This window comes from Fluviicola taffensis DSM 16823 (assembly GCF_000194605.1).
Taxonomy (GTDB): domain Bacteria; phylum Bacteroidota; class Bacteroidia; order Flavobacteriales_D; family Crocinitomicaceae; genus Fluviicola; species Fluviicola taffensis.
The window spans coordinates 2,937,590-2,952,176 of sequence record NC_015321.1; the positions used below are offsets into that span (position 1 = coordinate 2,937,590).

Sequence of the window (14,587 nt, forward strand, 5' to 3'; positions counted from 1 at the left end):
AGATGAATTTCGAATTGACAGAAGAACAGAAAGCAGTAAAAGAAGCTGCGCGTGATTTCGCTCAAAACGTTTTAAAACCTGGGGTAATTGACCGCGATAGAGAACAAAGATTTCCTGTCGAAGAAATGAAACAGTTGGGTGAATTAGGTTTCTTAGGTATGATGGTTGATCCAAAATACGGAGGTGGCGGTATGGATACCATGTCTTACGTATTAGCAATGGAAGAAATTTCCAAAGTAGATGCTTCGACTTCGGTATGTATGTCTGTAAACAATTCATTGGTTTGTTGGGGATTGGAAAAATTTGGAAATGAAGAGCAAAAAGTGAAATTTTTGACTCCACTTGCAAAAGGAGAGAAAATTGGCGCATTTTGTTTGTCTGAACCAGAAGCTGGATCTGATGCGACTTCACAACGCACAACAGCAATTGACATGGGTGATTATTACCTTGTAAATGGAACAAAAAACTGGATTACAAACGGTTCGACTGCTTCTACTTATATTGTAATTGCTCAAACAAATGCTGAATTAGGGCATAGAGGAATCAATGCTTTGATTATTGAAAGAGGAATGGAAGGTTTCATTGTTGGAGCTAAAGAAGATAAATTGGGTATTCGCGGAAGTGATACACACACCCTGATGTTTCAGGATGTGAAAGTTCCGAAAGCAAACCGTATTGGTGAAGATGGATTTGGATTCAAATTCGCGATGAAAACGCTTTCAGGAGGTCGTATCGGTATTGCTGCTCAAGCATTAGGTATTGCTGCTGGAGGTTTTGAATTAGCGGCTGCTTATTCGAAAGAGCGTAAAGCATTTGGTAAAGAAATTTACAAACACCAAGCAATTGCATTTAAAATTGCAGACATGGCTACAGAAATTGAAGCTGCTCGTTTGTTAGTTTACCGTGCTGCGGCTGATAAAGATGCTGGTAGAAACTTTGATCAATCTTCTGCAATGGCGAAATTGTATGCTTCGAAAGTTGCAATGGAACAAACAGTCGAAGCTGTTCAAATCCACGGAGGTTATGGCTACGTAAAAGAGTACCATGTTGAGCGTTTGATGCGTGATGCAAAAATTACTCAAATTTATGAAGGAACAACTGAAGTACAGAAAATCGTTATTTCAAGAAATATATTGGCTGATTAATATTGGTCATTACAATAACAAAAAAACGGGGCGAAATTTTTCGCCCCGTTTTTTTGTTGGGACGCGATGCATCGCGTCCGTACTATGTTTTTATAAATATGGAATTACCTTTTCCAACGAAATTCCTCTGGATCCTTTCAATAGAATCAATAAATCAGCAGGTGGATTTTGAGAAAAATGCTCAATCAACGGATCGGTTGATTTCAAAAAGATGGCATTTGGGTGAGTTCCTTTAAATTTCAAGAACTCTTCTCCAATAAAAAATCCACTTAGACGCAAATCTATTGTTTGTTGGATAACTTCTTCGTGAACCGCTGGTGCTTCATCCCCCATTTCACGCATATCTCCTAAAATGAAAATTTTTGCATGGTTATCGATTTTTGCAAAACTAGATAGGGCAGAGCGCATACTTGTTGGGTTTGCATTGTAGCAATCCACAATCAGTGTGTTCTTTTCTGTTTTGGTAACCTGAGATCGATTGTTTGTTGGCTGATAGTCGGAAATAGCCTTGTTACAGTTTTCTGCGCTTATACCGAAGAACCGCCCAATTCGAATTGCAGCAAGGAAATTTATGAAATTGTATTCGCCTACCAAGTTTGTATGAATGTCTGAACTCGTATAGTTGGGCTCGCTCCAAGTCATATTCACGAAAGGATTCAAGCTTATTAATTCTCCATGTAGTTCCTTAGAATCGTTGTAGAAATGATTGTGAGTATTTGAAGGCAAGTGACTTGTTATCGTTTCATCTTCTTTATTAGCAAAGATGTGTCCTCTATTTTGTGCTAGGAAATTAAATAGCTCTGTTTTTGTTTTTATGACTCCTTCTAAAGATTTAAAACCTTCTAAATGTGCTCTTCCAATATTGGTGATTATTCCGTGAGTTGGCAAAGCAATTTCAACCAATTCTTTGATGTCTCCTGGTTTGTTTGCTCCCATTTCGATCACAGCAATTTCATGCGTGGTATTGAGTTGGAGGAGTGTAAGCGGAACTCCAATGTGGTTGTTTAAATTGCCAGATGTAAAGTGAACATGTAATTGTGTGGATAAAACTACCGAAATCAATTCTTTTGAAGTTGTTTTTCCATTACTTCCTGTAATACCAATAATGGGAATTTGAAACTGACATCTGTGATGCTTTGCTAGATTTTGCAATGCAAGCAAGGTGTCGTCTACTAGTATTGTTTTTCCTTCAATGTGATATTCAGGGTTATCAACAACGGCTGCAATTGCTCCCTGCTGGATTGCTTCTTGTGCAAATTTGTTTCCATCAAAGTTCAATCCTTTTAAACAAAAGAATAAAGATCCCTTTTGAATTTTGCGTGTATCCGTTTCAATACCTGTACTCGCTAAAAATAGATTGTATAGTGCTTCCATATCTCATAAAAAACCCCGATTCCGTTTGTACGGGATCGGGGTTTCAATCAATTAGTTGATTATTATCTTTTCTTTTGTTTCTTTTTACCGTAGTTGTGACCAACTGGGCTTCCAATTCTATCCATTGCACATCTGAATCCGATTGTACAAGTAGATTGACCTTCGTCTAAGAATCTTCTAGAACCTGCATTTAACCAGTAAGCACGATCTTTCCAAGAACCTCCTTTGTAAACGCGAGATTTATCAGAGATTAATGTTGTTGGCCAAGATGTTCTATCTTCTGGTTTAATAGGAGTTCCTGTTAAATCATACGTTTCAAATTCATTTTGATACATGATTAAGTTAGGATCACGAGTTGCCTCATTAATTCCGTTTTTACGATCATCATTGTCATAATAAATAGAGCTTTCGATATCTCCATCTAAATGATCGATATAATCATCTTTGCGGTAGTTTAGACGCCCAATATTTTCTTCCTCAGTTACATTTCTGTATTTCAATTTACCTGGCGTACCGATGATGAATTGATTGAAACCTTCACGTAAGATAGGAATGATTTCAAATGAGTATTCTTCATCACGACCTTGTCTTGTACGTTCAGCAAAAATTCCTTCGAAAATTTCATCTTGTACTAATGAAGATGCTTCGATGTCGTATTTGTCATTTTTATCAGCGATTGCTCTATCCAAAACAGCGTTTATCTCAGCGATTAGTGCTAATTCGATTGAATCTTTCTTTTTACCATGAGAAACAAAGTAAGGATCTGGAGCAACACCACGTTGTGTGCGGTGTTCAGCTTGATTGTGCATTTGAATTCCGTTTGAAATAACAGAATCTCCAGGTAAGTGATTTGCAGCAGAAATACGTTGGTAACGAACTCGCTCGAATGCATTCAAGTATTCTTTCATACCGTGAACATCATACATTACCTGTTGGTCTTTTTGCTCAACAACACCATCATTATTCAATACTTTTGTTTGGAAAACATTTCCACGGAAAGGACGGAATTCTTCGAAATCTTCAGAAGATAGTGGACGATAAACATCCATAACCCACTCAGAAACGTTACCTGCCATGTGATATAAACCATAGTCATTTGGCCAGAAAGATTCAACTGGTGCAGTAACATCAGCTCCATCATTCAAACGACCAGCAACCCCCATGTAATCTCCTTTTCCTCTAACAAAGTTTGCACGAATTGCTCCTGTAAACTCTTTGTTGTCTTGACGAACGAAGTGGCCATTCCAAGGATATTGACGACGCTCTGTAATCACTTCTGTTCCTTCAGATAAATTTCCAATTAATCCAAGAGATGCATATTCCCATTCAGCTTCAGTTGGGAGACGGTATCTTGGAAGAAGAATTCCATCTTCCATACGAACGATTCGTTTACCTAGTTTTTTACCATCACGGTGTGAAGGATCTAAATCTGTTAGTTTATCACCTCCTAATTGCTCATCTTGTTCGAACTGACCAACTAAATATGAATCGGTATTAAATGTTTCTGCATCTGCTGCATCAACATCCCATCCTAAAACTCCTTCACGAATTAAGATATACTCATTCACACGGTCAGTACGCCATTTACAAAAATCATTTGCTTGAATCCATGAAACTCCAACTACTGGATAATCTCTATAAGCTGGGTGACGTAGGTAGTAATCTACAAACTTATCCATGAATGCTAAAGGACTTCTCCATACCAAAGTGTCTGGTAAAGCATTTCGGTAAACCATATTGTACTTCTCATAAGATCTTTTTGTCCAGTACAAATATTCTCCCCATTGGAAATTTGTGACTTCTGTTTGATCCATATAGAATGAAGAGACAGTAACACGTGCAGGACGATTGTTATAATCGAACATCACATCTTGTTCTACCATTCCCATGGTGAAAGTACCACCTTCAACCAAAATTAATCCTGGTCCAGTCTCCTGATCTATGAAGGGAACTTTTTGGTAGCCTCCCTGTTTTACATTATTGTAATCCCATCCAGTTGATGAGGATACATCTCGGCTACAAGAAGCAATTGCGATTCCTGCAACAGCTACTATAAATAAACGCAACATTTTCATATGCTTGGTTTGTTTTTTCATTTTTTTTGGGATACCAAAGTTAAGCTTATAAACGGATTATCAACAAAAGGTTACAAAAAAATTAGAATGATGGACAAGAGATTGTTTTAAAGGTACTGCCTTTCGTTTTACATTTAGTATAGATACCTAGTGAAACTTCATGTGAACCTCCTGAAACGCCATTGTTTAATCTCGAAACAGTAACATCATAACTATATCCTATTCTAAATGTCCCTGTATTGACACCAATCGTTAAGATGAAAGCATCCCGATTTCTGAACCATGCACCAGCAGTAAAAGCACCATATTTAATGTATGTACCGATATTAATCTCTTGGAAACCTTGTTGGTATTGATAAATAATATTTGGCATGATAGAAGTCGTATTCTGATATTTAGACTTTCCTCCTAATGGAATCTCAGCACCGATATGTCCAGTGAATCGCATAGGCATTGGTGAATTACCAATAATCACAGATTCGTTAGGCATGTTTAAGTGATGAACTGCTCCTCCAAAGAAGAAGTGTTTCGAATAACCAACAAACCCTGCTGATGCATCAAAGAATCCTTTTGAACCTCCACGTCTTTGATCTCCTGTTTGGTAGATAAAACCTCTTCTTGGGTCAATCATATCTCCAAAAGTCAATTTGTCCCAATCTAAGAATTTTTGGTACCAGGCTGCTCGCGCTCCAAAAAGCATAGCGAACTTTCTATTTACTTTTAAGTGGTAAGAGTAAATTAAGCCCAACATAGATGTGTTGATTGTACCTTGTCCCTGCATGTCATGGGTCGCTAAAATTCCAATTCCACCAGAGATGTTTTTGAAATGTTGATCATAAGATGCGCTATAGGTAACATAGTTCCCTGAAAGACTTGGCCACTCATTTCTATAATTCATAGAAAAACGAGCACAACCATGTGAACCTGCGAATGCTGGATTCAAGTATAAGGGATTCGCATAAAACTGCGTAAAAGTTGGGTCTTGCGCATATAATTGACACGTGCCAAATAGACATCCAACAAACGCTAATAGTTTAATATTTCTCATTCGGTTAAGAATATTTTCAAGCTAATTTGTAGCATTGGTTCGCCAATGTTACGAAAAAAAAATACAATGGTTACAACTAAATCGCCGAAACACAAAAATAAAAAAAGAATTCATACGTTTGAATGAACATTCATCTAGTTTTCGAAATTTGTACCATGAAAAACGATAAAACACTGGCAAGTTACATTTTTAACATTATTTACACGACTATTTTATGTGTTGTTTTGACTCATTATTCTGTAGCTCAGGATGTTTCTGTTCAAATTGAGTGGTTAGAGTCTAAACAAATGACGATTAATAACACTTCTATTCAAGTTCCTTTTGTTGTTGGAGAAGATTTTGAAAATCAATTGCCTATTCATTCTTTTCAGCAAAAAGTTAAATCTGGTCAGTTTCAGGTTGAAATTTTTGATGTTCAGTTTGTAAATGTTGAGGCCTATGAAGCCAATTATTTGAATTTTATAAAGCAACAATTACCAAAAACTGCCCAAATTGAGGCGAAAGTTTCAAAAGCGAGAGATGTGTCCTATTTGAAATCGAAATGTGTTCCTTACATTCAAACAGCTGCAGGATTTCAAAAAATTGTTTCATATAAATTGCGGATGATGCCAACTGGAGGTAGTGTTTCTACAAACTATCTTGAAAAAAGTTATGTAGCAAACTCGGTCTTGAATTCTGGTCAATGGTTCAAAATTTCAGTTCCGAGTGATGGTGTTTATAAACTAGATAAAGATTTCTTCAAGAAAATGGGGCTTGATGTAGATAGTTTAGATCCTACTTCGATTAATTTATATGGAAACGCAGAAGGAAGATTGTCTGAATTGAATAGTGATCCTTATAAGGATGATTTGATGAAGAATGCTATTCAATTTGTTGGTAATGCTGATTCAGCGTTCGATACTGATGAGTATTTTTTGTTTTTTGGGGCTGGTCCCAATACATGGAAGCGTGGAGTTGGAGCTGCTTATCAGAGAGATCAACATATATATAGTGCTGTAAGTCATTATTTTATTCACATTGATTTTGCCGATGTACCATTGCGAATTCAAAATCTATCCGAATCACCAGCACCTTCAAATCAAACGGTTGATTCCTATACATACTATGATATTCACGAAAATGAATCTGTGAATATAGTGAGAGGTGGACAAAGATGGTATGGAGAATTGTTTGATGCTAACTTGACCCAATCTTTTAAGTTCACGATTCCAAATGTTATTCAAAGTGTTCCGCTACAGGTTGAGTATGCTGTTGCTTCCAATGGATCCAACTTAAATTATATGATTGTCAATTATAATGGGAATCAAGTTGAGAACAAACAATTGAATTCTGTAGGAGAAGATTATATTCGAACAGGGAGTAGTTTCTCTGTTAATCCAACTTCTTCGGCAATTGATTTAGTATACACATTCAATAGATCAAATCCATCTGTTAAGGCGTATTTGGATTTTATTAAAGTAATCGGAAGACGATTATTGAGTGTTACTGGCGATGCAATGCTTTTTAGAGATGTAAACTCGGTAGGTTTAGGAAATGTGAGTTTGTTCAATGTTAGCGGTATGTCATCCAATCACCAAGTTTGGGATGTTACTTCTAGAACAACTCCAAGACTTGTTTTAGGAACTTTGACAGGAAGTTTGTTTTCTTTCAAGCAAAGTACAGATACATTAAGAGAATTTTTAGCGTTCAGTCAAACTAGTTTGGGAGTTCCCACTTTTGTGAAGGAGGTTGAAAACCAAAATTTACATGCCTTAGGTGAATATGAATACATCATTATTAGTCCAAAACAATTCATTGGACAGGCTGCGAGATTGGGTTCCTTGCATCAGAATAACGGTTTGACTACTGCTGTTGTTGATATTGAACAAGTGTACAACGAGTTTTCTTCAGGGAATCAAGATGCAACTGCAATCAGGCGATTTGTAAAGATGTTTTATGATCGTGCAAATGGTGATGTAACCAAGCAACCAAAATATTTGTGCTTATTTGGTGATGCAACTTATGACCCGAAAAATCGTGTTGCTGGAAACAATTACATGATTCCTACTTATGAGTTTTTGAATTCTGAAAATCACATTGCAGCCTTGGTTTCGGATGATTATTTTGGATTATTAAACGATAATGAATCAATAAGCGGATTGGATTTGATGGATATTGGTGTAGGGAGACTTTTGGTTTCAACTGCCAATCATGCCCAAACGCAAGTAGATAAAATTGAGCATTATATGAGAAATGGAATTAATTCGCCATTAACGTCTAATGATCCGAATAGTTGTTGTATTGGTGAGGCGGCGACTATGTTTGGAGATTGGAGGCAGGTTTATACCTTGATTACGGATGATGAACAATTGGGGGATTTTATCACAAAAGATGCTGAGCCAGCATTCATCCAAGTTCAATCTTCGGCAAATGAAATGAATTGCGAAAAAATATATTCAGATGCCTACAAACAGGTTGCTACTACTGGCGGGCATCGTTATCCAGATGCTTTTAATGCGATTACAGATAGAGTGGAAAGAGGTAGTTTAATCACCAACTATATAGGTCATGGTGGAGAAGTTGGTGCTGCTTCGGAACGAATCATTACTATTCCACAAGTGAACGCATGGAACAATCTAAACAGAATGGGATTATTTGTTACAGCTACTTGTGAGTTTACCAAGTTTGATGATCCATCCAGAGAATCCATTGGTGAGTTAATCTCCCTGAATCCGAAAGGAGGTTCTATATCTTTGATGACAACTACACGATCTGTTTATGTTTCAATTAATACTCAGGTCGTAGCAAGCTTGTTTACACATGTGATTGAAAGAGATGTCAATTTTGACCCCTTACCTTTTGGCGAAATAATGAGAAGAACTAAAAACTCTTCGGGTTCATCTGACAATAGAAGGTGTTTTAATTTAATTGGTGATCCTGCCTTGAAAATCAGCTTGCCTAAGTGGAGGGTTGTGACGGATTCAATTAATCACATTTCAATTACTTCTGGAGCTGATACAGTGAAGGCACTTACTAAAATGCATGTAGTTGGACATCTGGAAGATTACAGCGGGAATAAATTAACAGCTTTTAACGGCGTATTGTCTCCAACTATTTTTGATAAACCAAAGAAAGTTAAAACCTTAGCAAATGATCCGATTTTACCTGGGCAAGATGGTTCTCCAGTAATTGAGTTTACCACTCAGAAAAGTGCTCTCTATAAAGGAAAGGCAACGGTACAAAACGGTGATTTTAAGTTTGAATTTATTGTGCCAAAAGATATTGATTTCAATTACGGCAGAGGGAAAATTAGTTATTATGCCGATAATAAGGTGGTAGATGCTGATGGCTGGGATACTACGTTTATACTTGGAGGTATAAATCCGAATCCTCCAGTTGATAACACGGGACCTGAATTGAAAATTTATTTAAACGACGATTCTTTTGTTGATGGAAGTATCGCTAGTTCAAATCCTTTATTAGTCATAGAGGCTTATGATGAATTTGGAATAAATACTGCAGGGAATGGAATTGGTCATGATATAACTGCAGTTTTGGATGGAAATACGGGAAGCCCAATCGTTTTGAATGAATATTATAAATCCAATTTAGACAGCTATCAAAATGGAAAAGTGGAGTATACGCTTCGGAATTTGAGTATAGGAACCCATACGTTAGATGTGAAATTATGGGATGTGAACAACAATTCAAATACGACAAGATTGGAGTTTGTAGTGACGGAAGATAAAGATGTTCAGTTAGATCACGTATTGAATTATCCAAATCCATTTACAACGAATACCATGTTTATGTTCGAGCACAATCAATCCTGCGCATCTTTAGAAACTCAAATACAAATTTTCACCGTTTCTGGTCGATTAGTAAAAACGATTAATCAATTTGTACCCACAAATGGTTTCCGAGTGGAGGGAATTACTTGGGATGGAAAAGATGATTTTGGGGATCAATTAGCGAAAGGGGTTTATGTATATCGATTAAAAGTTACGATGCCTGACGGGAAAAAGGCCCAAAAGATGGAAAAATTAGTCCTTTTGAAATAGTTACACAATAAAAGTCCAAGTTTTACGTATTTTTGTCACAATTAAAACTGAAAAAATTCCATGTCTTCTTATAAAATACTGATTTTATCCATTTTTGTTAGTTCTGTATCATTTTCTCAAGGTGGTGGTCAGGGCGTTACTCAAAATGACATTCAATTAAACACAATCACCACAGCTTTACCGTTCTTAGGGATTAATCCAGATTCACGTTCTGGAGCAATGGGGGATGCGGGAACAGCTTTAAGTCCAAATTCATCGTCCATCCTTTGGAATACGGCAATGCTTAATTTTTCTGAATCTAAATCAGAAATAGGTATTAGCTACACTCCTTGGTTGAGACAATTGACTAGTGATATGCACCTTTCTTATCTTTCTGGGTATGCCCGAATTAAAGATCGTCATGTTGTTGGGGGGGCTTTGCGCTATTTCAGCTTAGGTGAAATTACATTTACAGATAATGCTGGAGGTTACATCCGTGAATTTAAACCAAATGAGTTTGAATTGACTTTAGCTTATGCTTTTAAGTTAGCTGAAAAACACAGTGTGGGTATTAATGGGAAGTTTGCTTATTCAAATTTGACAGGTGGTTTGGTAACAGGAGGAGCTCCAACTAAAGCCGCGATTGCTGGGATTGCTGATATTTCTTACGCGTTTAGAACGGAGGATATTAATTGGTTTAAGGTGAATGGAATTTATTCCTTTGGTTTAACAATTAATAATGTTGGAAATAAAGTTGCGTACTCAGAAAATGCACGTAGAGACTTTTTACCAACATCGTTAAAAATTGGGAATGCGTATACTGCTAAGATTGATAAATACAACAAATTAACAGTCAGTGTTGATGTGTCTAAATTATTGGTGCCCACTCCTGCAATTAGAGATAATCTAACAGGCAAACTCATTTCAGGAAAAGACAATAATGTAGGTGTTGTTGTTGGAATGGTTCAATCTTTTTATGATGCGCCGGGTCGAATTATTAAGAATGATAACGGAGATCCGGTATTGAATGAAGACGGAACTGCTCAAGTAAAAAAAGGATCTAAGTTTGGTGAAGAAATGCGTGAAATTATGATTGGTTCAGGATTGGAGTATTGGTACAATGATATTTTTGCGCTTCGTGGAGGTTATTTTTACGAGAACATTTCTAAAGGAGGCCGCCAATTTTTTACTGTTGGAGTTGGATTTAAATACAATATATTTGCATTTGACTTTTCATACTTAGCATCGCTTAAAAGAAATAATCCTTTAGCAAATACCATGCGTTTTACACTTCGCTTTACTTTAGGAGAAAAATCAAACGATTCAAAGGAGACTCCTGAATAGATGGATATCCGAATTGGTTTTGGAGTTGATGTTCATCGCTTAGAAGAAGGTCGCGAATTTTGGTTGGGAGGTTTAAAACTCCCTTCTTCATTTGGGGCTGTCGGCCATTCAGATGCAGATGTATTGATTCATGCCATTTGTGACGCTTTGCTTGGAGCTTTGAACTTGCGAGATATCGGATTTCATTTTTCAGATACCGATCCACAATACAAAGGAATCGATTCCAAAATCCTTTTGAAGAATGTAATGACTCTAATCAAGGAAAAACAGTTTGGGGTTGTGAATATTGATGCAACAGTTATTCTAGAAAAGCCGAAAGTCAATCCGTATATACCCGAAATTCAAACGATTCTAGCTGAAATTTTAGAAGTAGAAGTAGATCGAGTCTCTATCAAAGCAACCACCCACGAAAAAGTAGATTCCTTTGGAGCGGGAGAGGCTGTGAAAGCTTATGCTGTTTGTTTGGTGTCTAAATAGTTCAAATGTTCAAATGTTCAAATGTTCAAATGTTCAAAATTTGATTTAAACATTTTTCAATTTTTTATCGGCCGCGGTTGACTCAATTTCTATTAAACTGATTGAACCCTTTTAACTTTTTGAACTTTCATCCAAAACCATATCATACCGATGCATTCCTTCACCATAACCATTCTCCGTTATTTTCAACGTCTTAAATCCATACTTAGCAAAGAATGTGTATGAAAATTGCGTTGTGTCTAAAATGACTTTTTTAGTTGGGAAATGCAGTTTAATTTCACCGAGACGAAATTGTAAAAGTTGTTCGCCAAATCCTTTCTTGTGGGATTCATTGTGAACCATTCCCCAAACAAAAGTAATTGAAGGGATTCCATCAATTCCTTCTTTTTCACCAATTCCTCCACAACCGATAAACTTGTTTTCCAATTCCATGACGTAATAAAGCGGATTGTCTAAAACTTCAGGATTATCTAATTTCGCTAAAAACTGCTCGTATTCATTCACTTCCTCCAATGTGAAATACTTAGGAACATTCGTCTTGAAAGCATCCATGCACGCATTATGGTCAGCAGCTTCGTATTTCCGGATATTTACTTGGTTTTGATTCATGCAAGAATATTTATGCTTATAAAGATAATTGTTTCCTGTTCATAATTTCAAAAGCCAAGTAACTGTCACCTTCAGTAGACTTTGTATATTTGTGGTCACAAGAATTCAGACATGAAAGTAAATCCAGCATATAATACGAAAGAAAGTTTATTGGAATTGTACAATAAGCCTTTGTTAGAATTAGTTTTTGAAGCAGCAACGGTTCACCGTCAATTTCACAACCCAAGAGAAGTTCAAATGTCTTCTTTGTTGAGTATTAAAACAGGTGGTTGCCCAGAAGATTGTGGATATTGTCCGCAAGCAGCTCGTTACCACACTGATGTGGAAGCTCACAAATTAATGACGGTCGAATCAGTGATCGAACAAGCTAAAAATGCACAGGCAAATGGTTCATCTCGTTTGTGTATGGGAGCAGCCTGGAGAGAAGTACGCGATAACAAAGATTTTGACAATGTAATCGAAATGGTTGCAGCAGTAAATGATCTTGGAATGGAAGTTTGTGCGACGCTTGGAATGATGAATGAAAATCAAGCGCATCGTTTGAAAAATGCAGGTTTGTTCGCTTACAATCACAACTTGGATTCATCCAAAGAATTTTATGGAGATGTTATTTCTACTCGTGAATACGAAGATCGTTTGAATACCATTGGGAATGCAAAAAAAGCAGGTTTGACTGTTTGTTCTGGAGGAATTATCGGAATGGGCGAAGCAATTGAAGACCGTGTTGGTTTATTGATGAGCTATATGGAAATGGATACACCGCCGGAGTCTATTCCTATCAATGCTTTGGTTGCTGTAGAAGGAACTCCATTGGAAGATCAAAAACCAATTGAACAATGGGAAATGATTCGCATGGTTGCAACAACGCGTGTGGCATTCCCAGAAGCCGTAGTTCGTTTGTCGGCTGGTAGAACAAAAATGACTATGGAAGGTCAGGCTTTGTGCTTTATGGCAGGAGCAGGATCTATTTTCGCAGGAGATAAATTATTGACAACTCCGAATCCTGAATTCAATGAAGACAAAGAGATGTTTGCTATTTTAGGTTTAATGCCCAAAGAAGCATTTGCAGATGGTGAACAACCCGTTTCGAAACCAGATCCAATCATTGAAGCTAGAAAAGAAAAAGAAGCTCAACGAGCGAAAGAATTGGCTGAAGCTAAAATTGCATCCGCTGGATTTGCTCCGAGAAAAGTCACTGTTTCATAAGAAATGAATTCGAAGTTTCAAAAACGCTTAGAAGATAGAAAAGAAAAGGGGAGTTTACGCTCCCTTTTGTCGTTTGAAAACCATGTGGATTTTTGGTCGAACGATTATTTGGGTTTGGCTCAAATTCCGCATGTATTCGCATTGAAAGGAAGTACAGGTTCCCGATTAATTTCTGGAAATTCAACAGTCGTTGAAGAAGTAGAACAAGCCATCGCTACTCATTTCGAGTCTGATGCTGCTTTGATCTTTAATTCAGGATACGATGCGAATGTGGGATTGTTCTCATCCCTTCCTCAAAAAGGAGATACGATCATTTATGATGAACTTGTGCATGCATCTGTTCGTGATGGAATTCGTTTGAGCTTTGCGCATTCGTTTTCATTTAAGCATAATGATATTGAGGATTTAGAAAAGCGACTTCAAAAGGCAGAAGGAACCATTTTTGTAGCTGTAGAATCGCTTTATAGCATGGATGGAGATCTTGCGTCTTTATTGGAGATTAATCGTTTGTGTGAAGAGTATGATGCTTTATTGATTGTTGATGAAGCGCATTCAGGTGGTGTTTTTGGAACAGAAGGAAAAGGTTTGTGTGAAGAAGTTGGAATTGAAAATTCCGTTTTCATTCGTTTATTTACTTTTGGAAAAGCTTATGGAGCGCATGGTGCTGTGGTTTGTTGCTCAGATGAGGTGCGGCAATTTTTAATCAACTTTGCACGCTCTTTTATCTACACAACAGCTCTTCCAGAAGGATTTTACACCCACATTTTGCATCAAATCGAGTTCAGTAAAGAAGATTCTCTTCGAGAACAATTGCGATTGAATATTGCTCATTTTTCTCAAGGAATTCAGTCTACTTTGAGTTCGAATAAATCTCCAATCCAAATTGTTGAGTTTTCAGAGTTAGAGTTGTGTATTCAAAAAGCACATCAACTTCAAGAGGCTGGGTTCGCTGTCAAAGCTATTTTACCACCAACCGTTCCAACTGGTTCTCAACGCTTACGTATTTGCATTCACACATTCAATACGAAAGAACAAATAGAAAAGCTGATTTCTTTGTTACAGTGAGGTCAAATTCACGGAGGTATTTATCACAATAGCCGTTAAATAAAATTAAATTAGGAAACATCGGATATTTAGTTGTACCTTTAATCCATTCAATAGAAGATTGTTATCTCGATCAAATTGTAAAGTCACATTTACACTTCAATTAATTTCACATTTTCCGTAAAAAACTCCGTGCGAAGTGCGTACGGATAAGAATAGTTTACATGGTTCAAAACGAACCGCAAA

At 36.9% G+C, this 14,587-nt stretch carries 10 protein-coding genes; 6 read left to right on the top strand and 4 right to left on the bottom strand.

Annotated elements, in window-relative coordinates; translation table 11 throughout:
• The first annotated feature begins 2 nt into the window (after positions 1–2).
• On the top strand, positions 3–1,145 hold the full coding sequence (locus FLUTA_RS12785) for an acyl-CoA dehydrogenase (RefSeq protein WP_013687301.1): 1,143 nt from the start codon (positions 3–5) through the stop codon (positions 1,143–1,145).
• A gap of 90 nt (positions 1,146–1,235) precedes the next feature.
• On the opposite strand, the gene FLUTA_RS12790 is transcribed toward FLUTA_RS12785, so the two are convergent.
• The 3 genes from FLUTA_RS12790 to FLUTA_RS12800 all read right to left on the bottom strand — a co-directional run bounded on the left by FLUTA_RS12790 (position 1,236) and on the right by FLUTA_RS12800 (position 5,642).
• Complete coding sequence (locus tag FLUTA_RS12790) at positions 1,236–2,519, bottom strand: UDP-N-acetylmuramoyl-tripeptide--D-alanyl-D-alanine ligase (RefSeq protein ID WP_013687302.1); 1,284 nt, start codon at positions 2,517–2,519, stop codon at positions 1,236–1,238.
• Between the two features lie 62 nt (positions 2,520–2,581).
• Entirely contained in the window at positions 2,582–4,615 is a 2,034-nt protein-coding gene (locus FLUTA_RS20850) for an SUMF1/EgtB/PvdO family nonheme iron enzyme (protein WP_052301380.1), read from the bottom strand.
• A 61-nt stretch (positions 4,616–4,676) separates the two neighbouring features.
• Positions 4,677–5,642, bottom strand: coding sequence for a PorP/SprF family type IX secretion system membrane protein (locus FLUTA_RS12800; RefSeq protein ID WP_013687304.1), 966 nt, complete (start codon positions 5,640–5,642; stop codon positions 4,677–4,679).
• Positions 5,643–5,797: 155 nt separating this feature from the next.
• On the opposite strand from FLUTA_RS12800, the gene porU reads away from it, so the two are divergent.
• The 3 genes from porU to ispF are packed head-to-tail and all read left to right on the top strand — an operon-like array spanning position 5,798 to position 11,482.
• On the top strand, positions 5,798–9,682 hold the full coding sequence (gene porU, locus FLUTA_RS12805) for a type IX secretion system sortase PorU (RefSeq protein WP_013687305.1): 3,885 nt from the start codon (positions 5,798–5,800) through the stop codon (positions 9,680–9,682).
• A 60-nt stretch (positions 9,683–9,742) separates the two neighbouring features.
• Positions 9,743–11,005, top strand: a complete 1,263-nt coding sequence (porV, locus tag FLUTA_RS12810) for a type IX secretion system outer membrane channel protein PorV (RefSeq protein ID WP_013687306.1) — start codon at positions 9,743–9,745, stop codon at positions 11,003–11,005.
• Positions 11,006–11,482, top strand: coding sequence for a 2-C-methyl-D-erythritol 2,4-cyclodiphosphate synthase (gene ispF / locus FLUTA_RS12815; RefSeq protein WP_013687307.1), 477 nt, complete (start codon positions 11,006–11,008; stop codon positions 11,480–11,482). It begins immediately after the preceding gene.
• A gap of 111 nt (positions 11,483–11,593) precedes the next feature.
• Here ispF and FLUTA_RS12820 read toward each other — a convergent pair whose 3' ends face one another.
• Entirely contained in the window at positions 11,594–12,091 is a 498-nt protein-coding gene (locus FLUTA_RS12820; RefSeq protein WP_013687308.1) for a GNAT family N-acetyltransferase, read from the bottom strand.
• Between the two features lie 111 nt (positions 12,092–12,202).
• Here FLUTA_RS12820 and bioB point away from each other — a divergent pair, with 111 nt between their 5' ends.
• Entirely contained in the window at positions 12,203–13,297 is a 1,095-nt protein-coding gene (gene bioB / locus FLUTA_RS12825; RefSeq protein WP_013687309.1) for a biotin synthase BioB, read from the top strand.
• Positions 13,298–13,300: 3 nt separating this feature from the next.
• Positions 13,301–14,362 carry an aminotransferase class I/II-fold pyridoxal phosphate-dependent enzyme gene (locus FLUTA_RS12830; protein WP_013687310.1) on the top strand — a complete coding sequence of 354 codons (1,062 nt, stop codon included), beginning with the start codon at positions 13,301–13,303 and terminating at the stop codon, positions 14,360–14,362.
• Positions 14,363–14,587 lie beyond the last annotated feature (225 nt).

Bases quoted from the DNA above. Each gene is read 5' to 3' on its own strand.
- FLUTA_RS12830 (WP_013687310.1), top strand. From the start codon at position 13,301: ATGAATTCGAAGTTTCAAAAACGCTTAGAAGATAGAAAAGAAAAGGGG.
- porV (WP_013687306.1), top strand. From the start codon at position 9,743: ATGTCTTCTTATAAAATACTGATTTTATCCATTTTTGTTAGTTCTGTA.
- FLUTA_RS12785 (WP_013687301.1), top strand. From the start codon at position 3: ATGAATTTCGAATTGACAGAAGAACAGAAAGCAGTAAAAGAAGCTGCG.
- FLUTA_RS20850 (WP_052301380.1), bottom strand. From the start codon at position 4,615: ATGAAAAAACAAACCAAGCATATGAAAATGTTGCGTTTATTTATAGTA.
- FLUTA_RS12790 (WP_013687302.1), bottom strand. From the start codon at position 2,519: ATGGAAGCACTATACAATCTATTTTTAGCGAGTACAGGTATTGAAACG.
- ispF (WP_013687307.1), top strand. From the start codon at position 11,006: ATGGATATCCGAATTGGTTTTGGAGTTGATGTTCATCGCTTAGAAGAA.
- FLUTA_RS12800 (WP_013687304.1), bottom strand. From the start codon at position 5,642: ATGAGAAATATTAAACTATTAGCGTTTGTTGGATGTCTATTTGGCACG.
- FLUTA_RS12820 (WP_013687308.1), bottom strand. From the start codon at position 12,091: ATGAATCAAAACCAAGTAAATATCCGGAAATACGAAGCTGCTGACCAT.
- porU (WP_013687305.1), top strand. From the start codon at position 5,798: ATGAAAAACGATAAAACACTGGCAAGTTACATTTTTAACATTATTTAC.
- bioB (WP_013687309.1), top strand. From the start codon at position 12,203: ATGAAAGTAAATCCAGCATATAATACGAAAGAAAGTTTATTGGAATTG.